Below are 25,817 nucleotides of genomic sequence, written 5' to 3'. Positions count from 1 at the left end.
TCAGAAGGAGAGGCCGAGGGAGAAGTAGCTGACCACCTGGGGCGCGCCGACCAGCGCGCGGCCCCGCGTCGGGAATGCCAGGCCGGCCCGGAAGCGATAGGGCGTGTCCCAGTCGAGCACGGCCGCCGTGACGTTCAGTTCCGCGCCCGCGCTCGACAGGGTGTGGAGCTGGGTGAGCGCGGGATCGCGGCAGACGGCACCCTGGGGGAGCACGGACGCGCACCACGCGCTGCCCTGGTCGTAGAACCCCGAGAGCGAGGTGCGGTCGAGGAAGAAGGGAAGCAGGCCGTGGCCGGCGTCGATGAGCGCCAGCGGCAGCCGATACTCGGCCGACGCCGCGTACGCGCGGGTGCCGAAGAGCGTGCCGGGCGCGAAGCCGCGCACCGGAAACGTGAGGCGCCCCTCACCCAACACCATCCCCGGTGCGAGCACGATCGTCGATCCGCTCACCCCGCCCAGGTCGAGGTAGTCGGTGGCCTTGTTGTCGAGAAATCCCACGGCGCCGTAGAAGGCCAGCGCGTGATGCGAGAATCCCGGAAAGTCGAACGACTTGTACGCCGTGCCGTTGGCCACGACGCTCAGCGTCTGCCGCGCCGCACTGCCGCTCTGGAACCGCTCGCGCGCCGTGAACCCCGCCGTCACACCGTCTTCCGGCGACACGGCGGTGATGGGCGACTGCACGTTGCTCCACACGCCGCTCGCGATGAGCGTGGGATAGTAGCTCGTGTAGCGATAGGACGAATCGATGCGCGCGACGAGCGGCGCGGGGCTGGACGCGTAGTCCTGCGCCTCGAACGAAGCGAGCAGCGACAGCGCGCCGTAGGTGCGGTAGCGCGGGCGCACCCAGGTGGGACCGGCGGTGAGATAACGCGTGCGCTCGCGCAGCGTGCCGATGGTGTTGCGGTGGTCGTCGCGGATGGCGCCCAGCATCTGCCAATCCTGTGACGCGCTGACCGTGAGCAGCGGCATCCCCAGCCCGGCGTACGTGTAGTCCACGTATCCGGTCAGGCCCGAGTTGTCGGTGGGCACGAACAGTTGGGCAGCGTAACTGTGCCGCCCGACGACGTCGCTGCCGCTGGTGTACGCGCCCAGGCGCGCACCGCCATCGATCGACGCTTCCTCCACCGGCATCCAATAGCGCGGCCAGAGGCTCTGCCAGGGCGAGTACGGGGCGGCCGGTGTCGTGACGCTGTCCACCGGCGGCGCGGGCTCGGGCGTGACGTTCGGCGCCAGCGGCGGCGCGGGCGCAGGCGCCAGCCGGTCTACCGGCGCGATGCCCACGTGGTAGCCGTCGCCCAACACCACCGAGCCGGTGAGCCACCGCCCGTCGGGCGAGATGCTGGGATAGAAGATGCCGGTGGTGGCAGATGTGACCACCTCGAGGCCGCCCGTGCTCCCCGGCGCGAAGGGCGCAGCGTACACGTTGGTGACGCCGGTACGGTCGGACGTGAAGTAGATGCGCGTACCATCGGGCGACCAGCTGGGGGCAGCCTGGATGGCGTGGGCCGGCGAGATGCGCTGCACGATCCGGCCGCTGGTGTCGATCACGACGATCTCCGACGTGCCCCCGCGCAGCCACAGCGCGGCCGCGATGTGCGTGCCGTCGGGCGACCAGCGGGGCTCGGTCCATTGCTCGTCGGGGCTCCCCACCGTGAGCGGCCGCAGACCGGTGCCGTCCCACTGGAGGGTGACCAGGCGGGTGGCGCCGGGCAACGTCTGCACCGCCACGATGCGCCCGTCCGCGCGCCGGTCGGGCACGCTGATCCGCTCGCCCCGGGTGAGCCGCAGCGTCTCGCCCCCACGCCGCTCGAACAGGTCAGAACGCACGGTATACGGATCCACGTATTCGAGTTGCGTGTACAGCTGCTCGTTGCCGGGCGCGAGCAGCGTGGGCGAGTCGCTGTTCCGCCGGTCGATGCGATCCACGGTGCCGTCGAGCGTCACGCTGTACGCCCCCCAACTGTCGCGCCCCGTCGTACCCGAATAGACGATGGCGGTGTCGTCGGCCCAACGCGGAAAGCTCGCGAACCCGCCGGCCGCGGTCAGGTAGCGCCAGCCGGGTGCCGGCAGCGACGGATCGGGCGCCGCCGCGGTCATCGAGTCGCTCCACTGCCGCCAGGCGTGGCTGAACGAGATGCCGAACGCCTGCTTGGCCGGCCGGTCGATCCAGAGCGGCACGAGCTGGTCGGCCTCGGACTCGACGAACGTCCGGATGTGATCGCCGCGCGTCCGCGCCAGATAGTCCATGAAAAGCGAACCGAATACGTAGGGCGTGTTCCCGTACGGAAACCGGACGTCGCCCAAGCTGATGCGATCGATGGACGGAAACCGGTGCTCGCTGGCGAAGGCGCGGGCGATCATCGGGTGGTCGGATCCGAGGACGCGGCCGGCGCCAGTGAGCTTCGACTCGTAATAGACGGCCAACCCCTCGCGGAGCCAGGCCGGGATGTACTCCTCGGGGAACAGGTACGGCGCGCGCCCGAACACGTGCTGGGCCAGCGTCCAGATGCCACGCGTTCGGTCGAGCTGGAAGATGTGCGTGAGTTCGTGCGTCACCACCATCGCGTCGGGATCGTCGGTGAACCGCAGCGCGGTCTCGTTCACCGGCGGGTTGGCATAGATGACGATGCGGTTGGTGGGAAAGGGCGTGGCGTAGCCGTTGGTGGCATCGATGTTGTCGGCGACGATGAGATCGATCATGCCGCGCGGTGGGTGCAGTTCGGCCGACAGCTGCACGTACGCGGTCTCGGCAGAGGCGGCGGCGCGGCGGGCCAACGACTCGAGCGCCGGCGTGAAGTGCACGCGAAAGTGCGTGGTGGTGATGGTGTGCCAATCGGCGTTGGGCACGACCTGCGCCTGCACCGCGACGGACCGCCCGCCGAGGAGCGCCAGGGCCAGCAACAGACGCCGCATCACGACGACGCTCCCAGGCCGCGGAAGTAGGCCACCAGCCCGGCGGCCAGGCCCCGCGCATACGCGTCCTGGAATGCCGGCGTGCGGAGCGCAGCCTCCTGCTGGGGAATGATGACGAACGCACCCTCACAGAGAATCGACGGCACCCACGTCTGTCGCGCCACGGCCAGGCTGCGGAACACGATGCCCTGGTCGGGAAGCCCGAGGTGGCGCACGACACCCTGTTGCACCGCGCGGGCCAGCGGCTCGGCCTCCCCGTAGTAGTAGTACGTCGCACTCCCCTCGGTGGCCGTGAACGGGTTCACACCGTCGGGAAAAGCGTTGAGGTGGATGGACACGAACGCGTCGGCATCGGCACGCCGGGCGATCACGGGACGGTCGTCGAGCGCGACGGCGTCGGGCGTGTCGCGCGTCATCACCACCGTCGCGCCCTCGGCCTCGAGCAACGTCTGGAGCCGCCGGGCCACCGCCAGCGTGGCGTCGGATTCCGGGAGACCCGTGGGCCCGGTGGCGCCGCCTGGCGGATGCCCCGCGTCCACCGCGATCACCTGGCCGCGGAGCGGATGCGCCGCGTTCACCACCGGCGGCCGGCGCACGCGGAGCACGAACCGCCCGTCGCGCCAGAGTACGAGGTAGCCGAACGGCCGGCGGCTCAGATGCAGCGTGTAGCGCACGCGATCGCCGCGCACCTGCGCCCAGTCGACGCGGCGAATCAGCGAATCGTCCGTCGGATACTTGATGATGTCGGTGTTGCCGCGCGTGCCGTAGAGCGTGAGGTCGATCGCATGGTTGCGCTCCTCCACGACGTACGGTGGCCGCTGCCCCACGGGAAGCACGAAGTCGGCCCATCCGGGCGCCGAAACCACTTCGGCGTCCTGGGCCACGCGATGCGGCGCAGCAGTGGCGTCAACCGCGTGCGTGAGCGAATCGGGAACCCACACGGCAAGCCCACTGTCCAGCTGGATCCGCGTGTACCCGCCCACGCGGCCGCTGCGCCACACCACCGTGCCGGGCAACAAGAACCAGTGGTACGTCTCGCCCGGCGTGGGACGCGCCACGATCGTCTGGTCGGTGTCCGGCAGCAGGGAGGTCGGATCGTCCAGGCGCACCCACTCGGCGGTGGAATCGAACGCGGGCGGCTCGGATGGCCAGCGCTCCGTCTCGGGACTACGCACCCGTACCTGATGCGTGGCGCGCACGGTGTCGGCGCCGAGCACCGCAGTGAGATCGTATTGCGGCGCCCCCGCAGGCGGATTGGCCACGAATCCCATGAATGCCCCGTTGGGATACACACGCACGGGCTCCCCGTCCACGGTGAGCTTGGCATCGCCGTTTCCCACCGAGCCCAGCACGTAGGTGGAGTCGCGCGACGTGATCAGCTGGCCGATCGCGGGATAGACCACGTGGAGGCTGAGCGCGCCCGCCACGAAGGGAATCGGCGGGAGGGAAGCCGGGGGCCCACCGCCGGGCCCGGGCGCGCGGCGCGCCACCGGCCGCGTGGACGGGGCGCCGGCGCCACGGCCCGAGTCGGCAGCGGCGGGCGTCGGTGGCGAAACGGGGACGGTGGATGGAACGCACGCCGCGACCAAGGCGGCAGCGGCCAGCGCGGAGCGTGCGGCAGATCGCGGCATCGCATGAACCTATGACTCCAGTGCGGAGGAGGGAAGCGACGGCGGATCCGGCACTTGCGCGCTATCGGCGGTTCATTGACCCTCTATTCCATGCGTCCTATATTCGCGCTTCATGGCGGTTTCCCGCGCCGTCCAACGCTCGCGTGGCACCGGCGTACCTGCCCGATCCGCCGGGCAATCCACGACCACAGGTCGCCGCCCGTGCTGCTGATCGTTCCCCTTCCATACTTCAGGCGTCCCTGATACGCCCATGGCCGATTCTCAACCCGCCTCCAGCGCCACCTGCTCCCGGTGCGCCAAGACCGTCGAAGCCTCGCTGCCGTTCTGCCCGCACTGCGGCAACCGCATGTCGGTGGCCCCGGCGGAAGGCAGTTGCGCCAACTGCGGGGCGCCGTTCCAGCAGGGAGCGGACATGTTCTGCGCTCGATGCGGATCGCGGGTGGGCAAGCGCGTGTCGGTGGGGGACCAACCGCTGGCACCGGGCACTCTGGGGCTGGGCGGCGGCCGGCGCGAGGTGGGCCCACGGCTCGCGCTTCTCAACGACGCCGGCGACGTGGCGAGGACGTTCAACCTCGACCGGGGCGAGGCCGTGGTGGGTCGGAGCGAAGCCGACATCAAGTTCTCCGACGACGTGTACATGTCGCCGCTGCACGCGCGGTTCGACCTGCGCGAGGGCGTGCTCTGGGTGCGCGACCTCGGCTCGCGCAACGCGAGCTGGGCTTTCATCGAGGGTGGCGTCAGGCTGATCGACGGCGACCGTGTGCTCGTGGGATCGCAGGTGCTGCGCTTCCGGCGGCTGGGATATCCGGGTCCCCACGCCCCCGAGGCCGACTCCACGCGTCGCATGGGTTCGCTCGTGCCGTCGGTGGACGTGGCAGTGCTGGAACAACTCCGCGCCGACGGCAGCGTACGCGACACCTTCCACCTCTCCCCGGGACGCAGCATTCTCATCGGCCGCGAAACGGGAGACTGGACCTTTCCGTACGATCAGACGATGAGCGGGCGCCACGCCGAGATCCGATCGGCCAACTCCGATTTCTCCGTCCACGACGCCGGCAGCCGCAACGGCGTCGCGCTCGCCGTGCGCGGCGAGCAGGCACTCAAGAAGGGACAGCGGCTGCTGCTGGGTGATCAGGTCCTGCGGGTGGAGAGCGTGTGAGCCATCTGAAGACCTGCCCCCAGTGCGGAGCCGAGTACGAGCTCGACCAGCGGTTCTGCCCCAAGGACGGCGCCACGCTGCGCACGCCGGGAGGCGACCATGATCTCGTCGGGTCGGTCATCGCCGACCGCTACCGCGTCCTGCGAAAGCTCGGCGAGGGCGGCATGGGCCGGGTCTACCTGGCCGAGCACGTCAGGATGGGGCGCAAGAGCGCCGTGAAGGTGATGAATCCCGGCTTGGGGCACGACGCCGACGCGATCACCCGGTTCAACCGCGAAGCGTCGAACGCCAGCCGCATCAGCCATCCCCACGTGGCCGCGGTATACGACTTTGGTGAAACCAGCGACGGCCTGATCTACCTGGCGATGGAGTTCGTGGACGGCCCGTCGCTCACCACGCTCATCGCGCGGCACGGGGCGCTGCCCCCGCTCCGCGCCGCCGCCATCGTGCGCCAGGCCGCCGACGCGCTGGCCGCCGCCCACGACATGGGCATCGTGCACCGCGATCTCAAGCCCGACAACATCCTGGTCGCCAAGACGCCCGACGGGTCGGACCTGGTGAAGGTCGTGGACTTCGGCATCGCCAAGGCCGCCGGCAACGACGCGCAGAAGGTCACGAGGACGGGCTTCGTGATCGGCACCCCCGAGTACATGAGCCCCGAGCAGCTGGCGGGCGACCCGCTCGACGGGCGGAGCGACATCTATTCGCTGGGCCTGGTGGCCTTTCACATGCTCACCGGCGCGTTGCCCTTTCGTGGTGAATCGGCGCAGCAGGCAATGCTCGTGCGCCTCACCGACAGGCCCAGTCGACTGCCGGAGATGAAGCCCGACGTGGCGTGGCCCGCCGACGTGCAGGCGGTGCTGGACAAGGCGCTGGAACGCGACGCCAACCGACGGTACCAGACGGCGCCGGAGTTCGGGCGTGACCTCTATCGGGCGGTGAGCGCCATGCCGCTGAGCCTGGCCGCCGAGGCGAGTACGCAGGTGATCGGAGCGGCCACGACCCGTACGGCGGCCGTGCCGGCCACGCGCGTCACAGCGGCGGCCAGTATCGCGCCGGCCAGGCCGGCCCCCGCGGCCACACCAGCCGGCAAGAGCAAGACGCCGCTCATCGCCGCCATCGCCACGGTGGTGGCGCTCGGCGGGGTCATGACGGTGATGCTGCAGATGCGCAAGCCGGCGAACGCGGCACCGGCCCCCCGCCAAGCGAGCGGGGCGGCGGCAGATTCCACCGAGCATGGCAACGGGGCTTCGCCGCAGAACGCGAACGCCGAACGTGACGCGGCGGGACGCGCCGCCAACAAGCCGATCGGGCCGCCGGCGTTGAAGCCGGGGGCGAATCAGGCGGGACCACCCGCCGCTTCAGCGGCGGACGTGGACGCCGAGCTCACGCGGCTCGACTCCCTGGTCACCGACAGCAACTTTGACAAACCCGCAGCCCAACGCGTCCTCCAGGCGTTGGACACGCTCTCCGGAAGGCTCGCCACGCCCGTGCAGAACGTGTCGGCCGCCATCATTCGCGCAGCAGCTCTGGGGTCCGTCGGCCTCAACGACAGTGGGTGTGCGATTCTCCGGGGCATCAAGGACAAGGCGTCGACGGCGTCGCAGGACAGCACCGTAAGATCCATCATGTTGCACATCTCCTGCAACTAGCCGCAACCTCGTGAATCCTCAGTCCATGCCATCCTCCGGCGGCGCTGCCCGCGGACCCGTGATCGTTCACGTCTTCGCCAAGACCGACGTGGGACGCACGCGCGAGCACAACGAGGACGCGTTCGTCGTGGCCGACCTCACGACGGACGACGCGTCGCTCCTGCCCACGGTCCGCACCCACGAGGCCGGGGAACGCGGGTCCCTGTTCATGGTGGCCGACGGCATGGGCGGCGCTGCCGCCGGCGAGATCGCCAGCGAGATGGCCACCGCCATCGTGCTGCGCGAGTTGCGCCGCGACTGGCTGGCCCACGCCGACCCAACGGCCGACGCGTTCGCCGCCGCGCTCAGGCGCGCCGCCGTGGTGGCCAATGCCGAGATCAACGCGTTCGCCGCCCACCACCCCGAATACCGTGGCATGGGCACCACGGCGACGATCGCCGGCCTCCTGGGCGACACCCTCTACCTCGCCCAGGTCGGCGACAGCCGCGCCTACCTCGTGCGCGATGGCGTGGCCCGCCAGATCACCAAAGACCAGTCGCTCATGCAGAAACTGGTCGAGGCGGGCGAGCTCACCGAGGAGGAGGCCGAACGCAGCGAGCGCCGCAATATCATCCTTCAGGCGCTGGGCCCCGAAGCCACGGTCAAGATCGACCTCACGCACCAGAAGCTCCGCCGCGACGACGTACTCGTGCTCTGCAGCGACGGCCTGTCGGGCCAGGTTTCGCGCGACCAGATTGCCGAGGTGATCCGCGACCAGCCGGACCTCGTGGCGGCGTGCAAGCAGCTCATCGACCTCGCCAACAGCGCGGGCGGCCCCGACAACATCACCGTGATCGCGGTGCGCTTCGACGGCGAGGGGTTGAGCGCCCCGGCCCACAGCGACGAAGTGCGCCATCGTGTCTACCCGCTCGCGGACTCCGGGAACACACCGTCCCGGGGCGTGGACCGCCTGCTCGACGATCAGAGCGGGCACGCGACCACGCCCGTGCATGCCGTGACCCGCGAGACGGTGCCGGTACGCGCGGCGGAGGAGCAACCGCTGGTAACCGAGGAGCGGCGCGCCCGCGGCCGGATGATGCAGCGCCTGCTCCTGGGCGCGCTGGTGATCGCCGTGGTCGCCGCCGCCGCGTGGTGGCTGGGCAAGGCCCGGAACTGACGTGCCGCTCGAGATCCGCATCCTGGGCGGCGCGCGCGCCGGCCAGCGGGCGGTGTTCGACAAGTCCGTGATCGCGGTCGGACGCCATCCTCTCAGCGACCTGCGCTTCGATCCCGAGCGCGACCTCGACGTATCCGCCCGGCACGCCGAGATCCGCGGCCACGACGGCCGCTACGTCATCCACGACAATACGAGCACCAACGGCACGTTCGTGAACGGCGAGCGCGTACTCCCCGACCGGGAACTCGCGGACGGCGACCGCATCGCGTTCGGCGTGCACGGTCCCCAGGTGGAGGTCCGCTTCGTGGCCGCCGACGCCCCCACCGCCACGCGCGGAGCCGGCCGGCGGAGACCGCGGGCCACGCCGGCGGCACCGGTCAACGAGACGCCCCGCCGGCCGACCACCGAGCGTATCGCCATCGCCGTGCGGGCCCAGTCGGCGCACCTGATTCGATTACTGATCGCCGCCGTGATCTTGCTCGGCGCGGGCATCGGAATCGCGTTCTGGCTGGGCAACCGCGCCGCGGCGGCACAGATGCAGCAGCTCCGCGAGATGCTGGCCCAGAACGAATCGGCCTCGGCAGCCCTCGACGCCAGACTGACCGCGATGGCCGACACGAACTTCATCCGGGCGCTCGCGCGTAACAGCGACTCCTTGCGCGCACGGATCGCCCGCGCGCCGGCCCACGCGGCCGGCACGATCGATTCCATCCGGACCGACCTCCGGTCGCAGCGCGCCCTGGTGACGATGGACGTGCCGGCCATCAACGCGCGCAACGCGCCGGCCGTGGCCATTCTCTATTCGGAGATGAACAACCAAGCGTACGCCGGCACCGCATTCGCGGTCACCGGCGGCGGCCTGCTCGTCACCAGCCGGCACAACGTGCAGAGCGCCGGCGGCACACCGGCCACGCGGATCGCCGTCACCTTCCGCGACTCCAAGGACTTGCTGCCCGCTCACATCGTGACGGTGAGCGACGATCCGGCGGTGGATCTGGCGCTCGTGCAGGTGGACCGGCCGGGGCCCTACCCCGTGGTCGCCGGGATCAGCCCTTCGGCCACCGCGGCGCCTGAAGGCGCGGCCGTGGTCACGATCGGATTCCCGCTCGCCACCGACCTCCCCATGGAGGGGACGGGACGCGACATGGTCGCCAAGACGACGCTCGATCCCGGCACGGTGAGCAAGCGCGTCACGACGGTGCTCCAGATCGATTCGTACGCTACCCACGGATCCAGCGGCAGTCCCGTATTCAATGCCGACGGCGACGTGGTGGGCGTGGTGTACGGTGGCCCCGCTGAAGCGGGCGGACGCATCGTCTACGCGGTCCCGGCCGACAAGCTGGCGGCGTTCCTGCCGCCCGAGGCCCGCGCCATCATCAAGTAGCGCGGCCCAGGCATCCAGAACGGACTCTACGAAAAAGATGAGACGGATCGACCGCATGCTCCGGATCAAACAAGAGGGGGCGCCAGCGGGGAGATCTCGCCGCCGCCCTCCCCAGAAGTCTGGTCCGGAGCATCCGTAACATCCGGTTCACCCTGTTCAACCTCGTTCTGGATGCCCACCGGGCGTGAGCTTGCCGAGCACGCGGGGCCCGGCGGCGCCGGTAGCACGGGGCACGTTGCCGGGCAGGCGTTCCAGGAACAGGTGCGCGAGCAGCGCGAACGCCACCGCCTCCTTGGCCTCGTCGTCGAAGTAGGCATCGCTGAACGCCCGCACGGCGCGCGGCGCCAGTTCGGCGGCGACCATCGCCATGAGCGTCTCGTTGCGGGCGCCGCCCCCCGACACGAGGACCTCCGTCACCGGCTCGGGCATGAACCGCCGGTACGCGTCGCCGATGCTGCGCGCCGTGAGTGCCGTGGCGGTGGCCGCGAGGTCGGCGGGCACGGCGCCGGGCGCGGCCTCACGGCACAGCGCGATCACCCGCTCCACGTAGGCGGCGCCGAACCGTTCGCGGCCCGTGGACTTGGGCGGCTCGGCGGCGAAGTACTCGTCGGTGAGCAGCGCGTCCACCACGGCGTCGATCGGGACGCCCTGCCGAGCGAACGCGCCGGCGTGGTCGTAGCGAATGCCGGGATAGAGCGCCCGCACCACGCCGTCCAGCACCGCCACGCCCGGCCCCGTGTCGAAGGCGCGCACGCCGCCCAGCGCGCCCCCGGGGGGCACGATGGTGACGTTGCCCATGCCGCCGATGTTCTGCAGCGCGCGCCACGAGTCGCCGGCGAACAGCAGCGCGTCGGCGATGGGCACGAGCGGCGCCCCCTGCCCGCCCGCCGCCACGTCGCGCACACGGAAGTCGCTCACCACGTCCACGCCCGTGCGCTCGGCGATCACCGCCGATTCGCCGATCTGCCAGGTGGCATGGGGCGGCGCATGCCAGAGCGTCTGCCCGTGCGAGGCGATGGCGCGGATCTCCTCGCGCGGCACGCCGGCCTCGGCGATCACCGCCACCGCGGCCTCGGCCAGCCAGCCGCCGAGGGCGAACTGCAGCACGCAGTACTCCTCCGCCGTGCCCACCGACATCGCCCGGTGCAGAGCGTCGCGTTGGTTGGCCGTATATTCCATAACGCTAAAGGCGCACATCTCGGGGTCGAAGCCCGTGTCGCGCGGGTGGAAGCGGACCGCCACGGCGGTGATCCCGTCGAGCGACGTGCCCGACATGAGCCCTACGTAGAGGGGCGGGCGCGCCCCGGCGTCGGTCATGGGACCGGCGGCGGCGTGCGGCCGATCACGCGCCGGATCACGCCCCCCTCGCGGACGAGGGCTGCTTGGGCACCCGCGGCGTCCGTGTCGAGCACGTGCATGACGATCGCCAGCTTCACGGCGCCGCCGGCCGCGGCCAGCAGCGCCCGCGCCGCCTCGCGTGGCACGTCGCACACCTCCATCACGATGCGTTCGCTGCGGTCGGCCAGCTTGGCGTTGGTGGCACGTAGATCCACCATCAGGTTGCCGTAGGTCTTGCCCAGCCGGATCATGGCGCCGGTGGTGATCATGTTGAGCACCAGCTTGGTGGCGGTGCCCGCCTTGAGCCGCGTGGACCCCGTAACCGCCTCGGGGCCGGTGACCGGCAGGATCACGATATCGGCCGGTGGCGCCTCGCCAGCGGGGGGTGGGGAGCAGGCCACGAAGGCGGTGCTCGCGCCCAGCCGCCGGGCGTGCTCCAGGGCGCGGCGCACATACGGCGTGGTGCCCGACGCCGCGATGCCGATCACGAAGTCGCCGGCCCGCACGCCGGCCGCGTCCAGGTCGCGCACCGCGTGCTCCACCACGTCCTCGGCCCCCTCCTGCGATCGCGTGAGCGCGTCAGGACCGCCGGCGATGATCCCCTGCACCATCTCCGGATCGGTGCCGAAAGTGGGCGGGCACTCCGACGCGTCGAGCACGCCCAGCCGTCCGGACGTTCCGGCGCCCACGTAGAACAGGCGGCCGCGGCGGCGAAAGGTGCGCTCGGCTTCGGCGATCGCCGCGGCGATCCGGTCCCGCTCCCGGTGCACGACGGCCGGCACGGCGCGGTCCTCGGCGGCGAGGAGATCGACGATCTCCAACGGCGTGGCGAGGTCGATGTCGGCCGTGCGCGGATTGCGCTGCTCGGTGATACGCGGGTCGTTCGCTCTGGCGGCCACGGGGTCCGGTGGGGGAACTCGACGCGGCGTCCGCGGGCCACCGGCGATCGGCGCGCCCGGACGCTGCGGTAAGTCTACCGATCGCGGAACGCGCGTGGCAAGCCGCGGGGGATGCCCGGAGCCGGGACGACCGCAGCCACGGCCGATCGCCCCGCGCCGGGACGTATTATACTTACTTTATAACTACCGGGGCCGTGAGCTTCACCGTCATGTCGCTGCCCTCGGCGATGCAGCCCTCGAAGTTCGCGGTGGTGGCGGCCACGCCAGCGCCCGCCGCGGCGCCGGCAGCGCCGCCGACCACGGCTCCCGTCGTGCTCTTGCCGATGAGTTTGCCGGCGATGGCGCCCACCAGGGCCCCACCCACGACTTTCTGGACGTCCTTGCTGGTGGGTTCGTTCCGCACGTGATCGATGGCTTCTGCGGTCACGGTCGCGCTCATCGCATACGTCTGACCCGCGAACGTCACCGACTCGACCCTGAACCCCATGTCGATCGGGTCCTTGACGTTCTCACTGCGCTTGAGCGCGGTGATCGTCAACCTCACGACGGCACCGGCGGGAATGCTCACGCCGTTGCTGCCCGGTACGGCCGCCGCCACCGTCGCTTGCACGACGTCACCCACCTTATTGGTGTTGGTGCACACCTTCTGACTCGGGTGCAACAGGAGCGTCTCGCCCGCCGCGATCTCGCCGGCGGGCCGGGCCGGCTCTGACTTGGGGGCCTCCGCGGGCCGGCTGGCGCCCTCGGCACGCCGTGTCGGAGCCGCCGCACTGGGACGCACTCTGGCGGGCGCACTGGCGGGCGCCGCCGCCGTATCGGCGAGCGACGGCTGTGCGGCCGCCGAGTCGCCCGCCATCTGTAGATCCTTGGCCGCCGACGAGTCGGCGCTCGCAGATTCGCCCTTGCCGCCGCACGCCGCGAGCATGGCCGTCACAGCCAGCGCAGCCCCCAGACGGCCGATATATTTGACCATGGGTCTTCCCTCCCTGTTGGTTTTTCTTCCCATCGTGAATTATACACGATTTTGACGGCGGAGTCCCGGCGCAGGACGGCGATCACGCACACCGCCGCACGAGGGCACGGATGAGCACACGGCGGCCGCTCCGGCGGCTCCTTCCCTACTACCGCCCGTATCGCACGAAGATGGTCCTGGGGCTCTCCATGACCGTCGTTTCATACGCGTTCTCCACCGCCGGCCCGTGGTTCCTGCAGAAGGCGGTCGACGACTTCATCAGCAAGGCGCCGATGTCCCGCATCTGGCTGCTCGTCGGCGCGATGACCGGCGTAGCGCTGGTGGGCGGGTTCTTCCGGTTCATGATGCGGGAGACGCTCAACAAGGTCAGCCGCTGGATCGAGTACGATCTGCGCAACGCCCTGTTCGCCAAGCTCGAGACGCTCGACGCGGCGTACTTCGCCCGCATGCGGACCGGCGACCTGATGGCGCGGCTCACCAACGACCTGTCGGCGGTGCGCATGGCCGCCGGCCCCGCCGTGATGTATCTGACCAACACGATCGCCGGCGGCAGCTTCGCGCTGCTGTTCATGCTGCACATCGATGTGCGGCTCACGCTCATCGCGCTCCTGCCCATGGCCCTCCTCCCGATCTCGATGATCTGGATGGGGCGCTCGATCCACCAGCGGTTCGAGGCCGTGCAGGACCACTTCGGGCGCATGACGACGATGGCGCAGGAGAACATCTCCGGGGTACGCGTGGTCCGCGCGTATCGCCAGGAGGCGCCCGAGACGGAGCGGTTCGCGACGTTGGGCCAGGAATATCTCGCCAAGCAGATGCGGCTGGCGATGCTGTACGGCATGATGTACCCGTCGTTCGGGATGCTGGCGGGATTGGGCGCGGTGGTGGTGCTGGGACTGGGCGGCGCGCTGGCCATTCGCGGCACGATCTCCGTGGGCGCGTTCGTGGCATTCGGGTTGTACCTGGGCATGCTGACCTGGCCCCTCATCGCGCTGGGCTTCGTGATCAACTTGTTCCAGCGGGGTGCGGCGTCGATGGAACGGCTGCTGGATATCCTCGACGCCAAACCGACGATCGTGACCCCGGCCCAGCCGCGCACCCTCAGCGCCGTCGCGGCCGGCCGCTCGATCGAGTTCCGCAACGTGGGCTTCCACTACCCCACGGCACCGGACGCCGCGCCGCGATGGGTGCTGCGCGGCGTGAGCTTCACCGTGCCGGCAGGCGCCACCGTGGGCGTGGTCGGCGCCACGGGCAGCGGCAAGAGCGCGCTGCTCGACCTCGTGCCGCGGGTGTTCGATCCGCAGGAAGGCCAGATCCTGATCGACGGTGCGCCCCTCACGGACCTCGATCTCGACGCCTGGCGGCGGGAGATCGGCTACGTACCGCAGGAGAGCTTCCTGTTCAGCGAGAGCGTCGGCGCCAACCTCGACTACGGCGCCCCCGACGGCGCGTCACGCGACTGGGCAGCGGAGGTGGCGCAGCTCACGAGCACAATCGACGCCCTGCCCGCGCGCTACGACACGATGCTCGGCGAGCGCGGCATCAACCTGTCGGGCGGCCAGAAGCAGCGCGCGGCGCTGGCCCGTGCCCTGGCCCGCAAGCCGACGGTGGTGCTGCTCGACGACGCGCTGAGCGCCGTGGACACGCACACCGAGGCCGAGATCCTCAACGCGCTGCGCACCACGCTGGCCGGGCGCACGGCCCTCATCGCCTCACACCGCGTGTCGGCCATCCGCGACGCGACGTTCACGGTGGTACTCGACGAGGGCCGCCTCGTCGAACAGGGCACGCACGACGTGCTCATCGCGGCCGGCGGGCGCTACTGGTCGCTGCTCAACCGCCAGCAGCTCGAGGAGTCGCTCGAAGCATCCATCGAGCCGGCGTAGCGGGCATCAGGATTGCAGGGTTCTCGAGAGGATGCTCCGGATTTGCCGGATGCGCCCGATAGAGAATTTGGGGGCTCCAGCGCAGAGATCTTCCCGCCAAAGCCGCCCTCTTGGTTCCGGAGCATCCGTCCAGTCCGGAGCATCCCCGGCCGAACCTCTCCGTTCCTGATGCGCGCCTGGCGCACCTACATCCGCTTGAGGATGAAATCAGGCGTCATGGACTGCAGCATGCCGGTGAGCACGGTGAGATACCCGCTCACCAGCAGCAGGCCCACGAGGATGAGCAGCACCCCCGACGCCTTCGTGAGCCACGCAAGGCGGGCGCGATTGCGCTGCGCGAACCCGATCAGTTCTTCCAGCGCCACCGCCGAGATCAGGAACGGCACGGCCAGCCCCAGCGAGTAGGCGCTGAGCAGCACCGCGCCGCGCGCTGCGTCCCCCGAGGTGGCCGCGAAGGTGAGGATCGACCCGAGAATCGGCCCCAGGCAGGGCGACCAACCGGCCCCGAACGCCATCCCGACGATTACGGTTCCGAAATAGCCCAGCGGTTTGTTGCGCAGGTGGACGCGGGTGTCGCGCCCCAGAATGGGCAGGTTGAACGCGCCGGTCAGATAGAGGCCGAACAGGATGATCACCACCCCGCCCACGCGCGCTACCCAGACACGATTCACCAGCAGCAGCCGGCCGACGGCGCTGGCCGCCACGCCCATCGTCACGAACACGATCGAGAAGCCGATCACGAACAGCACCGCGTGGAGCAGCGCGAACCGCCGCGACGCGTGCACGTCTTCCAGCGAGATCCCGGTGATGAAGGTGAGATAGCTCGGCACCAGCGGCAACACGCACGGCGACACGAAGCTCACCAGCCCCGCCGCGAACGCCACCAACAGCCCGATCTCGCCTCCCGCCGTCACGAAACGTCCGGCCCGCCGGCCATGCGCTCCTCGTGCGCCCGGTGCGCATCGATCACCGCGCGGACCTCGTCGCCCGTCATCCGGTCCACCTCCTCGGCGTCCTCGGCACGGCGCTGCACCCCGCGCACGACCCGGTCGACCGTCACCAGCGGTGCGTCGGCCTCGGCCTTCACCACCACTTCCCACTTGCCGCGCTCGGGACCCTTGAGCGTGTGGCGGTACGCGGCGCTCAACACCGTGTACCGCTCGGGCAGGCCCGGCGTGGACGCATAGGGCAACTCGTCGAGGGGCGCCTCGTCCACCGCCGGCACGATCTCGATCTCCGCGTCCAGCGGCGCGGACTCCGCGCCGTCGGCGCGCGCCGCCTGATCCACGATCGGCTCGGGTGCCGCCCGCAAGTGGGCCGCCACTACCGCGACCCCACTCTCCACCCCGCCCACCCGCCGCGGCGCGAAGAAGTGCACCTCGAAGATGTCCGCCCCGGGCAGCTGCGCCGCCACGGCCAGCACGAACCGCTCACGCGTCTCGTCGGTCATCATGGCGCGCCCACCGTCTCGGCCGCCGCCGCCGCGCCGCGCGCGTCGAGTTCCCGCTCCACGTACAGCCGCATGATGTGCATGAAGTCCTGGGCATTGGTCACCACGCCGAACGCCTGGTGCGTCCCTCGGTCCTTCAACTTGTTCACCACGAACTCCGACGAGTCCACGCAGATCGTGATCAGCTCGCGCATCCCGCCGTCGGCATCGGTCACGAACGCCGGCAGCATGTTGCCCGTGGCGATCCCGTGCAGCGCCGAGGCGATCATGATCGCCATCGTCGCCTTCACGGTGTGGCGGCGCATGGCGTCCTGCGCCTGGAGCATGTCGGTGATCACCTCGGGTAGCGGACCGTCGTCGCGAATCGACGCGGCGAGCACGAACGGCACGTCGTGCAGCACGCAGGCCCGCATGATGCCCTCGGTGATGATCCCCTGCTTCACCGCCGCCGCGATCGACCCTGCCTCGCGCACCTTGTTGATCGCCCGCATGTGCAGCCCGTGCCCGCCCTGCGTCGGGATGCCGCTGCCCGTCATGCCCAGCGTCGTGCCGTAGATCGACGCCTCGATGTCGTGGGCCGCCACGGCATTGCCCGCCAGCAGCGCCCGCACGAACCCGCGCTCGATGAACCAGACGAGATCGGCCCGCGCCCGCGCGTGCACCAGCGCCGGCCCGAGCACCCACACCGGGTACCCGCCGCGGTCGCGCTCGTCGAGCAGCAGCCGCGCCATGAGCGCATAGTCGATCGGCTTCTCGCGCGACACGTCGCTGCCCATGAACTGGAACTGGTCCTCGCCGCCGGCGTCGAGCGCGCGGTCGTACACGAAGATCCCTTCGCTGCCGTTCTCGGCCTTGCCCACCGCCACCAGCTCGCCCTTGCGCACCCGGCGCATCTCCCGCGCCCACAGGTCGCCCGCTGCGTCGAGCACCAGCGCCGCGTCCATGCGCGGTTCGCGCGGCGTACGCCAGGTCCCGGCAATGCGGACGTAGGTCGGCAGGTTGGTGGTGGAGAAGAAGCCGTCGGGCACCACGCCGTCGACGGGCGCCGGGACGAACCGGGCATCGGGAGCACCGCTGAGCGCCGGCGCGTCCAGGTTCGGGGGTGGGATGATGATCACCCGTGAAAGATGACCGGAGAGTGGGAGCCGAACAAGCCGCGCGACAGCAGCCGCGCCCACGAGCACCCCGAAACCCGACCTAGAGTAGCGAAACCGGGTCCCGGTCGACGGTCATCCGCAGCCCGTACGACGCCGGCACGGGATACCGCGCAGCGAAGTAGCCGGCCACCCGGGTGAGCGGTCCCGGCTCCCGGGCCTTGAGCAGCAGATGCCAGCGCCAGCGCTTGTTGACCCGGTCGATGGGGCAGGGTGCCGGTCCGATGATCGACAGCGCCCCCGGTTCACGACGGTCCACCAGCGCGTGCAGCCACGCCCCGGCCGACTGGGCTTGCTCCATCGTCGCCGCTTCGGACAGCCCGCTCACGATCACATTGGCCAGCCGGGAGAACGGCGGATAGGGCGGGTTCGCCCGCGCGGCGAGTTCGAGGGCCACGAACCCTTCGTAGTCGTGCGCCGCCGCGCACGTGAGCGCGTGGTGCGTCGGCACCCGCGTCTGCACCACCACCTCACCGCGCTTGGCGCCGCGGCCGGCGCGCCCCGCCACCTGACTCACCAGTTGAAAACACCGCTCCGACGCGCGGAAATCCGGCATGTTGATGCCCACGTCGGCATCGATCACCCCCACCAGCGTGACGTTGGGAAAGTCCAGCCCCTTGGCGATCATCTGGGTGCCGAGCAGGATGTCCACCTCGCCCCGCCCCACACGGTCGAGAATGTTCGCGTGCGCCCATTTGCCGCTGGTCGTGTCCATGTCCATGCGCGCCACGCGCGCCGTGCCGAACCGCTCGCCGAGCAGCCGCTCCACCTGCTGCGTGCCCAGCCCCTTGGCGCGCAGCAGGTCGCCGCCGCACTGCGGGCAGGCGGTGCGCAGGGGCTCGGAGTACTGGCAGTGGTGGCACACCAGCCGCTCGGGCACCCGGTGGTAGGTGAGGCTCACGTTGCAGTTGGGGCAGCTCGCCACGTCACCACAGGCAGTGCACTGCACGAACGAGGCGTAGCCGCGCCGGTTGAGCAGCAGGATGCTCTGCTCGCCGCGCGCCAGCCGTTCCACGAGTTTCCGTTCCAGCGGTTCGCTGAGCACGTAGCGCAGCGCGGCCTCCTCGGGCGTCGCCCGCGGACCGGCGTGCATCGGATCGGGCCGCCGCATGTCCACGATCTCCACCACCGGCAGCACGCCGCCGCCCACCCGCTCCGGCAGCCGCAACAGGTGGTGCCGCCCACGCGTGGCGTTATTCCAGGTTTCTAAACTCGGCGTGGCGCTGCCGAGCACTACCACGGCGCCCTCGCGCCGGGCACGGACGAGCGCCACTTCGCGCGCGTGGTAGCGCGGCGCTTCGCCCTGCTTGTACGTGGATTCGTGTTCCTCGTCCACGATGATCGCCCCGAGGTTGTCGAGCGGCGCGAACACCGCCGAACGCGCCCCCACGGCGATCCGCTTCTCGCCGCGCGACAGCGCCAACCAGGCGTCGTACCGCTCCCCGTCGCTCAGCCCGCTGTGCAGGACGGCGATCCGGTCGCCGAACACGGCGCGGAAGCGATCCACGGTCTGCGGCGTGAGCGCGATCTCGGGCACGAGCACGATCGCCGTCTTGCCCCATTCGTCCACGACCTTGCGCAGGAATTCCACGTACACGAGCGTCTTGCCGCTTCCGGTGATGCCGAAGAGCACGAGCGACTCCCCGCCCCCGGCCTGCGCCATGGCGTGCACGGCGGCGCTCTGCGCCTCGGTGAGCGGGTGCGCCATCGGCGAGCCAGGCGGTCGCGACAGGAAGGGGTCGCGCACCACGACCTGTTGCGTGAACGCAATGAGGTGCCGCTTGGCCAGCGCCGTGAGGGCCGACGGCGACGCCCCAAGCTGCTTGACGAGGTGCGCCACCGGGGCCTGCCCCCGAAGCGACTCGAGCAGTTCGTATGCGGAGCGCTGCTTGGGCGCGCGTTTGAACACCGCATCCCGCTCCAGCAGCGATGGCAGTTCGCGGATGATGCCCGCCAACCGCTGCTCCTTCTGCACCGGCGTGGGCGCGCGCACCGCCGACAGCGCGGCGGGCAGCATCGTGCGCAGCACCACGCCCAGCGGCGCCACGTAATAGTCCGACATCCAGCGTGCGAGGTCGAGCAGCGACGCGCTCACCACGGGCGCCGCGTCCGGCGCGTCGAGGATGTCCTTGGGCGCCACGTCGGTGCTCGGCTCGGCGATGCCCACCACGAGGCCGATCGTGCGTCGCCCGCGCACGGGCACCACCACCCGCGAGCCCACGCCGGCGCGCGGAGCCAACGCGGGCGGCACCGCGTAGGTGAACTCGCGGAACAAGGGAAGGGGAAGGGCCACGGAGATCAGCATGCGGCGCCTGTGGCCGCGCGACGCGTCAGCGTCCGCGCCGCCGCACTCCCAGCCCCGGCGCGTCGGGAATGTCGATGCGGCCACCCACGATCGCGGCCCCCACCCACGGATCATCGGCCAGCAGCGCGGCACCGTCCAGGTCGGCGTAATCCAGGAGCGGCGCCAGGTGCGCGGCCGCCGTGATGCCGAGGCTGGTCTCGATCATGCACCCCATCATCACACGCAGCCCGTGCGCCCGCGCCGTGGCGATCATGCGCTGCGCTTCCCGCAGGCCGCCGCACTTGGCGAGCTTGATGTTGATGCCGTCCACGGCCCCCGCCAGCCGCGGAATGTCAACGCTCGTGACGCACGACTCGTCGGCGATGATGGGGAGCGCCGAGCGCTCCCGCACGAAGCGCAGCCCATCGAGGTCGTCGGCCGGCAGCGGCTGCTCCACGAGCTCCACGCCGTAGCGCGCCAGCCGCTCGATCATCTCCACGGCGTGCGCGGGCGTCCACGCGCCATTGGCGTCCACCCGCAGCACCTTATGCGGGGCCGCACCGCGCACGGTCCGCATGATGTCGTCGTCGCGGTCGGTCCCGAGCTTCACCTTGAGCACGGGATACGCCGACGCCTGTACCACACGCCGTACCAGCTCGTCCTCGGTCGGCGCGATGCCGATGGTGAAGCTCGACGGCGGTGCGTGGGCCGGCGTGAGCCCCCACAGCCGGTACAGCGGCACGCCCAGCCGCCGGCCCACCAGATCGTGCACCGCGGCGCTCACCGCGACGCGGGCCGCGGCGTTGCCGGGCAACGTGCGCACCATCGCGGCCTCGAGGTCCTCGAGCGCCCACGGGTCGGCCGCTTCGACGATCCGCCGCAGCGTCTCCAGCGCCGCCACCACCGTATCGGCCGTCTCGCCGTAGTACGCGCTCGGCGCCGCCTCCCCCATCCCCTGCGCCCCATCGGCATCGCTCACCGTCACGTGCACGCGCGTGTACTCCGACATGCTCCCGCGAGCGATGACGAATGGATTCGTGGTGTGAACGGTCACCCGCGAATACGCGAGCGCGATCACGCGGGGGGCGCCTCCGTGGGGTGGCGCGCGCTCCACGCCGCACGGTGCGCCGCCTCGTTGTTCGGCATGCTTTCCACGAACCCGATGAGCGCGTCGGCCAGGTCGTTGGCCCGCGCATATCGCTGGCTCGGTGCCTTGGCCAGACACTGCATGATGATCGCGGCCAGCGTCGCCGGCACGCGCGAGTCCACCTGGTCGGGCGCCACGGGCTGCTCGTGCACCTGCTTGTAGCCCACGGAGAAGGCGTCGGGCCCGTCAAAGGGAGGGAATCCCACCGCCGACTCGTACAGCACGATGCCCAACGCGTACACGTCGCTGCGCCCGTCCACCAACTTGCCCATCGCCTGCTCGGGCGACATGTAATGCGGCGTGCCCATGGCCCGCCCCGACGCGGTGAGACGCCCATGGTGCCGCGCTTCGGCGATGCCGAAGTCGGTGAGAATCGCGTTGCCGTCGTCGTCGAACAGGACGTTGTCGGGCTTGATGTCGCGGTGCACGATGCCGCGCCGGTGCGCGTAGTCGAGCGCCGTCGCAACCTGCGCGATGGCCGTGGCCACCTCCACGGGATCGACCATCCGGCGCTTGGCGATCCGATCGGAAAGCGAGCCCCCCGACAGATACGGCATCACCGTGTACACGGTCGTTCCCTGGCTCCCGGCATCCATCACCGGGCAGATGTGCGGGTGCACCAGCCGCGCCGCCGCCTGAGCTTCGCGGCGGAACCGTTCCATCATCTCGGAGTCCTTGGCCAGGTGCGCGTGGAGCACCTTGATCACCACGCGGCGTTCCAACTGCGCGTGGTCGGCCAGGAACACGTCGGCCATGCCGCCGCCGCCCAGCCGCTGCAGCACGCGATAGCGACTGCCCGTCGCGTGGCGCAATGCCGAAATCGTCTCGCTCGGCTTTTCCTTGGGCGCGTGCTCCAACTCCGGGAGTGCCGCGCTGCAGCGCGCGCAACTCTCGGCTGTGGCGCGATTCCAGGTGCCGCAATCCGGACAGAACATGCTACGCGCTCCGCGTGGTCGGCCGCCATGGCCTTGGCGTGGACTCACAACATAGCATGACGGTGCCCCCGCTGCATCAGCGAAGCGCCCGCAGGTGTGCCACACACGCCGCCCCCAGGCGGTCGGGCGCATATCCACCCTCGAGTGCGCTCACGACCCGGCCCCCGCACCACGTGTCGGCCCGTTCCACCACCGCCCGCGTGAGCGCCGCCACATGCTCCAACTCCAACGTGAATCCACCCAGCGGATCTCCGGCCAGCGAATCGAACCCCGCCGACACGAGCACCAGGTCAGGCGTGAATCCGCGCGTCGCGTCATCCACCGCGCCGAGCAAGGTGTCCACGTAGCGCTGGGGAGCGAGCCCGGCTTGCATCGGCACGTTCCACACCGATCCGTGTGGGCCGCGGTCGCCAGCCGCTCCCGTGCCCGGGTACCAGGGCCACTGGTGAAGCGACACGAACCGGATGTCCGGCGTGTCCTGGACGAGCGCCTGCGTGCCATTGCCGTGGTGCACGTCCCAATCCACGATCAGGACGCGCTCCGCACCATGCACCCGTCGCACGTAGTGGGCCGCCAGCGCGACGTTGCCGAACAGACAGAACCCCATGCCGCGGTCGCGCAGGGCGTGGTGCCCCGGAGGCCGCACCACGCTGAAGTTGCGCCTCGCCCGGCCGTCGAATGCCATGTCCACACCATCGAGCACGCAGCCCGCCGCCGCACGGGCCGCGTCCCACGAACCTTCGCTCACCACCGTGTCGGGATCCAGCCGCCCCCCACCCTGTTCGGCGAGGGTGCGCACGTGCGCCACGTGCGCCGGGTCGTGGATGAGACGCAGTTCGTCCTCGGTCGCGTGGCGCCCCTCGACATGCTGGATCTCGCGAAACAGCTCCGCGTCGTCGCGCAGCGCGCGCGGCACCGCGCGCAGCCGCCCCACGTGCTCGGGATGCCCCCACCCCGTGTCGTGGCGGCCGCAGTCGGAATGCGAGATGTAGGCCAGCGACATAAGCGCCTGGCAGCCGCGCGGCGATCAGCGCAGCGCGCGGCGGAGGCGGTGCGTGAGCAGGAGGATCGCGCCGTCCGTCACACCGGCATCGGCCAGGGTCTCGTGCTCATTCAGCACTTCCCACCCGCGCAGCTTGACCACGAAGTCCTCGTGATACTGCGCCTGCGGAAAGAGCGCCTCGAGGGCGCGCACCTTGACCACGTCCACCTTGGCCGAGCCCGGCACCGCGATCCGTACGGTGTCCCATACCTCAGGCATCTCCACGCGAATCGTGATCGTCTTCTCGTCGGGCGTGCCTAACCGGATCGTGTCGCGGCGGGCGCGCAGCTGAGTGACGAACGGCGCGGCGCTCATGCGACCTCCGCCGGCTTGTCCATCGCGGGCAGCGTGGTGAAGAACCGCGCCACCTGCATCGTGAATAGGTACGAGGAGCCGGTCACACGACTCCCCCCGGCCACGGGGGCGGCCGCGACGACCAGTTCCTCGCCCCCCTGCCCGCGGAAGCTGGCCCACCCCGCGCCATGCTGGTCCGGAAACGCAGCGTACAACGGGCTGCGCGTGGTGAAGAACTGGTTGGCCCGCGCGAGCACGTCGTCGGGCGACAGCGGAGTGAAGTAGTCCTGCAGCGTCATCTTGGACGGCGTCATGGCAGTCATTCCGGATTGGTCCTCGTTCCCGGAGGCGTCGTGCGGCCTGCTGCCCCCGTTGCCCGCTCGGCGGGCCCCTCGTACACCAACGGCAACTCGACGCGGAACGTCGAGCCCTCCCCCGGCGCGCTCACCAGCACGATGTCGCCGCCCAGCAACCGCGCCGTCCGGCGCGCCAGCGCGAGCCCCAGACCCGCCCCCACCCGCCCGCCCTCCGCCGGCGCCGGCGCCGGCGCCGGCGCCCAGCCACGCCGGAACTCCTCGAATACGTAGCGCTGCGCGTCGATCGGAATACCGATGCCCGTGTCTTCCACGCGATACACCACGCGATCCTCGTGCACCTCGACCACTGCGCGCACCGTGCCGCGCGCCGTGAACGCATAGGCATTGGCGATGAGTCGGACCAGCAGCCGCACCACCCGCCGGCGATCACTCGCCATCGTCACCGCGTCGTCCGGTTCGACCTTCTGCACCGCCACCTCGTCGCGCCGCCCCGCCGCGATCGTCAGCGCTTCACGCATCGGATCGCGCACGTCGAACACACTCACCGCCGGCTCCACTTCGCCACGCTTGAGCTCCGAGAGCTCCAGCAGATTGGCGATCCGCTCCAGCAACTCCGCGCCCGAGACCTTCACCTCCGCGAGCGCCTTGTCCTCGGCCTCGGTGAGGGGACCCGTCTCTCCGGCCTGAACCTTGGAAATGTAACCGACGAGTTCGGCCAGAGGCGCGCGCAGGTCCGTGGACAGATTGGCCAGAAACTCGTCCTGCAGTCGCCGCGCCTCGAGCAGCTCGGCGTACTGCCGTTCCAGCTCGGCATTGGAGTCGCTGAGGGCCGAGTTGGCGCGACGCAGGTCGTCGATCAGCCGGGCCTTCTGCGCCGTAGCCGCCATCTGGTCGGCCACCATCCGCAGCAGACTCCGCGATTCCACGCTCAAACCGCCGGCCGCACCGAAATAGAAAGTGACCGTGCCCAGCACGCCGGCCCCCGTCTGTAGCGGGAGCGCAACCAGGGACCGGAACCCCAACTCGCTGGCGACCTCCTGCCAATCTTCGAGCGACGGGTCGGAGAAGATGTCGGGTACCTCGATGGCCCGCCGTTCGCTGGCCGCTTCGCCGCTCGGGCCGAACCCCAGCCGCACCCGCATCTCGCCCAGAAACGGCGTGAACCGCTCCGGCCAGTTGTACGCCGCCGCCAACCGCATCAACTCCGAGGCGCCGTCGATCAGGTAAACGCACGCAAAGGTCGCGCCCACCACCGGACTCACCCGGTCAAGGGCGAACTGGAAGACCTCTTCGGGGCGGTCGGCGGTGAGGAACGCGTGAACGATCTCGCGGACCGCCATCAACTCCCGCAGTCCGAAGTCCACGCCCTCGGCGGGCGTGCGCAGGTGGGTTTCGCCCGAGATCGCTGAGGCCCGGCTCACGCCTACGAATGTATGGGCAACGCCCCGACCGGTCCAGACGGATGTTTATACGGCTGTTTATTCCATCGGGCGGGCGAGGGGACTACCCCTTCTTCGATAGCGCACGCACTTCCACCCGGTGCACCAGCACGTTGGGTGGCGTGGCGAGCACGTGGGCCACCGCTTCAGCCACGTCCTCCGGGCGGAGCGCCCACGACTTGGCGCCCGGATCCCCGCCCCCGAAATCCGTGGCTACGCCACCCGGGCTCACCACCGACACTTTCACACCCCGGTCCCGTACTTCGAGCAGCAGGCACTCGGCAAACGCCATCACGGCGTGCTTGGTACCCGTGTACGCCGCACCGCCGGCAAAGGCGCTCCGCCCCGCGATCGAACCGATGATCACCACGTGACCGCGGCCGCGCGCCACCATGCCGGGCAGCACGGCGCGCGTCACGTGGTAGACCGCGTTGAAGTTGACGTCCACCTGTCGGTGCCACTCTTCGGGGGTGGTGTCGAGCAGCGGCTTGATGACGCCCACGCCGGCATTGTTGACCACCACGTCGGCCTGCACGTCGGCGAGCACGGAGGCGACGGCGGCGGCATCGGTCACGTCGAGCATGACCGGCCTGCAACGCCCGCCGCCTCTTTCGATCTCGGCGGCCAGCGTCTGCAATTCCGCCTCCGAGCGCGCCGCGCCCACGATGTCGTGGCCGGTCGCTAGACGGAGGGCGATGGCGCGCCCGATGCCGCGCGAGGCACCGGTGATGAGGGCGATGGGCTTCGACATGTTCCTCTCTCCT

21 protein-coding genes are annotated in these 25,817 nt (G+C 70.4%); 5 read left to right on the top strand and 16 right to left on the bottom strand.

Translation table 11 applies throughout. The features are described from left to right. Together VNF92_05645 and VNF92_05640 are read right to left on the bottom strand one after the other, a co-directional pair. Complete coding sequence (locus VNF92_05645; protein HVA57352.1) at nucleotides 1–2,916, bottom strand: hypothetical protein; 2,916 nt, start codon at nucleotides 2,914–2,916, stop codon at nucleotides 1–3. After that, nucleotides 2,913–4,544, bottom strand: a complete 1,632-nt coding sequence (locus VNF92_05640) for an N-acetylmuramoyl-L-alanine amidase (protein ID HVA57351.1) — start codon at nucleotides 4,542–4,544, stop codon at nucleotides 2,913–2,915. The genes VNF92_05645 and VNF92_05640 overlap by 4 nt, the downstream gene beginning before the upstream one ends. A gap of 250 nt (nucleotides 4,545–4,794) precedes the next feature. Here VNF92_05640 and VNF92_05635 point away from each other — a divergent pair, with 250 nt between their 5' ends. Genes VNF92_05635 through VNF92_05620 form a run of 4 tightly spaced genes read left to right on the top strand, consistent with a single transcriptional unit; the run spans nucleotide 4,795 to nucleotide 9,895 of the window. After that, nucleotides 4,795–5,703: an FHA domain-containing protein gene (locus VNF92_05635; protein HVA57350.1), complete on the top strand. Its 909-nt coding sequence runs from the start codon at nucleotides 4,795–4,797 to the stop codon at nucleotides 5,701–5,703. After that, nucleotides 5,700–7,355, top strand: coding sequence for a serine/threonine-protein kinase (locus VNF92_05630; protein ID HVA57349.1), 1,656 nt, complete (start codon nucleotides 5,700–5,702; stop codon nucleotides 7,353–7,355). Before VNF92_05635 ends, VNF92_05630 begins: the two co-directional genes overlap by 4 nt. Nucleotides 7,356–7,413: 58 nt before the next feature. After that, nucleotides 7,414–8,511 (top strand): Stp1/IreP family PP2C-type Ser/Thr phosphatase, encoded by a 1,098-nt coding sequence (locus tag VNF92_05625; GenBank protein ID HVA57348.1) that lies wholly within the window; start codon nucleotides 7,414–7,416, stop codon nucleotides 8,509–8,511. Nucleotide 8,512: 1 nt separating this feature from the next. Then, nucleotides 8,513–9,895 carry a trypsin-like peptidase domain-containing protein gene (locus VNF92_05620; GenBank protein HVA57347.1) on the top strand — a complete coding sequence of 461 codons (1,383 nt, stop codon included), beginning with the start codon at nucleotides 8,513–8,515 and terminating at the stop codon, nucleotides 9,893–9,895. Between the two features lie 156 nt (nucleotides 9,896–10,051). Here the strand turns inward: VNF92_05620 and VNF92_05615 are convergent, their stop codons facing one another. The 3 genes from VNF92_05615 to VNF92_05605 all read right to left on the bottom strand — a co-directional run bounded on the left by VNF92_05615 (nucleotide 10,052) and on the right by VNF92_05605 (nucleotide 13,105). Beyond that, nucleotides 10,052–11,212 (bottom strand): anhydro-N-acetylmuramic acid kinase, encoded by a 1,161-nt coding sequence (locus VNF92_05615; protein ID HVA57346.1) that lies wholly within the window; start codon nucleotides 11,210–11,212, stop codon nucleotides 10,052–10,054. Beyond that, nucleotides 11,209–12,132 (bottom strand): N-acetylmuramic acid 6-phosphate etherase, encoded by a 924-nt coding sequence (gene murQ / locus VNF92_05610; protein HVA57345.1) that lies wholly within the window; start codon nucleotides 12,130–12,132, stop codon nucleotides 11,209–11,211. Before murQ ends, VNF92_05615 begins: the two co-directional genes overlap by 4 nt. A gap of 172 nt (nucleotides 12,133–12,304) precedes the next feature. Beyond that, nucleotides 12,305–13,105, bottom strand: coding sequence for a hypothetical protein (locus VNF92_05605; protein HVA57344.1), 801 nt, complete (start codon nucleotides 13,103–13,105; stop codon nucleotides 12,305–12,307). A gap of 110 nt (nucleotides 13,106–13,215) precedes the next feature. Here VNF92_05605 and VNF92_05600 point away from each other — a divergent pair, with 110 nt between their 5' ends. Further along, nucleotides 13,216–14,991, top strand: a complete 1,776-nt coding sequence (locus tag VNF92_05600; protein ID HVA57343.1) for an ABC transporter ATP-binding protein — start codon at nucleotides 13,216–13,218, stop codon at nucleotides 14,989–14,991. A gap of 185 nt (nucleotides 14,992–15,176) precedes the next feature. On the opposite strand, the gene VNF92_05595 is transcribed toward VNF92_05600, so the two are convergent. The 11 genes from VNF92_05595 to VNF92_05545 all read right to left on the bottom strand — a co-directional run bounded on the left by VNF92_05595 (nucleotide 15,177) and on the right by VNF92_05545 (nucleotide 25,804). Further along, a complete protein-coding gene (locus tag VNF92_05595; GenBank protein HVA57342.1) occupies nucleotides 15,177–15,905 on the bottom strand; it encodes a cytochrome c biogenesis protein CcdA in 729 nt (242 codons plus the stop codon). Next, nucleotides 15,902–16,444, bottom strand: coding sequence for a hypothetical protein (locus tag VNF92_05590; protein HVA57341.1), 543 nt, complete (start codon nucleotides 16,442–16,444; stop codon nucleotides 15,902–15,904). Before VNF92_05590 ends, VNF92_05595 begins: the two co-directional genes overlap by 4 nt. Further along, on the bottom strand, nucleotides 16,441–17,559 hold the full coding sequence (locus VNF92_05585; protein ID HVA57340.1) for a hypothetical protein: 1,119 nt from the start codon (nucleotides 17,557–17,559) through the stop codon (nucleotides 16,441–16,443). The genes VNF92_05590 and VNF92_05585 overlap by 4 nt, the downstream gene beginning before the upstream one ends. 79 nt (nucleotides 17,560–17,638) lie before the next feature. After that, nucleotides 17,639–19,900, bottom strand: a complete 2,262-nt coding sequence (gene priA, locus VNF92_05580; protein HVA57339.1) for a primosomal protein N' — start codon at nucleotides 19,898–19,900, stop codon at nucleotides 17,639–17,641. A 25-nt stretch (nucleotides 19,901–19,925) separates the two neighbouring features. Beyond that, entirely contained in the window at nucleotides 19,926–20,957 is a 1,032-nt protein-coding gene (locus VNF92_05575) for a dipeptide epimerase (protein HVA57338.1), read from the bottom strand. Continuing rightward, complete coding sequence (locus tag VNF92_05570; protein ID HVA57337.1) at nucleotides 20,954–21,961, bottom strand: serine/threonine-protein kinase; 1,008 nt, start codon at nucleotides 21,959–21,961, stop codon at nucleotides 20,954–20,956. Before VNF92_05570 ends, VNF92_05575 begins: the two co-directional genes overlap by 4 nt. Before the next feature lie 76 nt (nucleotides 21,962–22,037). Next, entirely contained in the window at nucleotides 22,038–22,964 is a 927-nt protein-coding gene (locus VNF92_05565) for a histone deacetylase (GenBank protein ID HVA57336.1), read from the bottom strand. A 24-nt stretch (nucleotides 22,965–22,988) separates the two neighbouring features. Beyond that, entirely contained in the window at nucleotides 22,989–23,318 is a 330-nt protein-coding gene (locus VNF92_05560) for an EsaB/YukD family protein (GenBank protein HVA57335.1), read from the bottom strand. Then, the gene (locus tag VNF92_05555; protein HVA57334.1) at nucleotides 23,315–23,611 is read right to left on the bottom strand and encodes a hypothetical protein; all 297 of its coding nucleotides are present in this window, start codon (nucleotides 23,609–23,611) and stop codon (nucleotides 23,315–23,317) included. Before VNF92_05555 ends, VNF92_05560 begins: the two co-directional genes overlap by 4 nt. A gap of 5 nt (nucleotides 23,612–23,616) precedes the next feature. After that, a complete protein-coding gene (locus VNF92_05550; GenBank protein ID HVA57333.1) occupies nucleotides 23,617–25,035 on the bottom strand; it encodes a GAF domain-containing sensor histidine kinase in 1,419 nt (472 codons plus the stop codon). 82 nt (nucleotides 25,036–25,117) lie between these two features. Continuing rightward, the gene (locus VNF92_05545) at nucleotides 25,118–25,804 is read right to left on the bottom strand and encodes an SDR family oxidoreductase (GenBank protein HVA57332.1); all 687 of its coding nucleotides are present in this window, start codon (nucleotides 25,802–25,804) and stop codon (nucleotides 25,118–25,120) included. Nucleotides 25,805–25,817: the final 13 nt, after the last annotated feature.

Source organism: Gemmatimonadaceae bacterium (genome assembly GCA_035533015.1).
Classification (GTDB): Bacteria; Gemmatimonadota; Gemmatimonadetes; order Gemmatimonadales; family Gemmatimonadaceae; genus JAGWRI01.
Note: the sequence above shows the minus strand (reverse complement) of the source record. Positions and strands in the feature narration are given on the sequence as shown.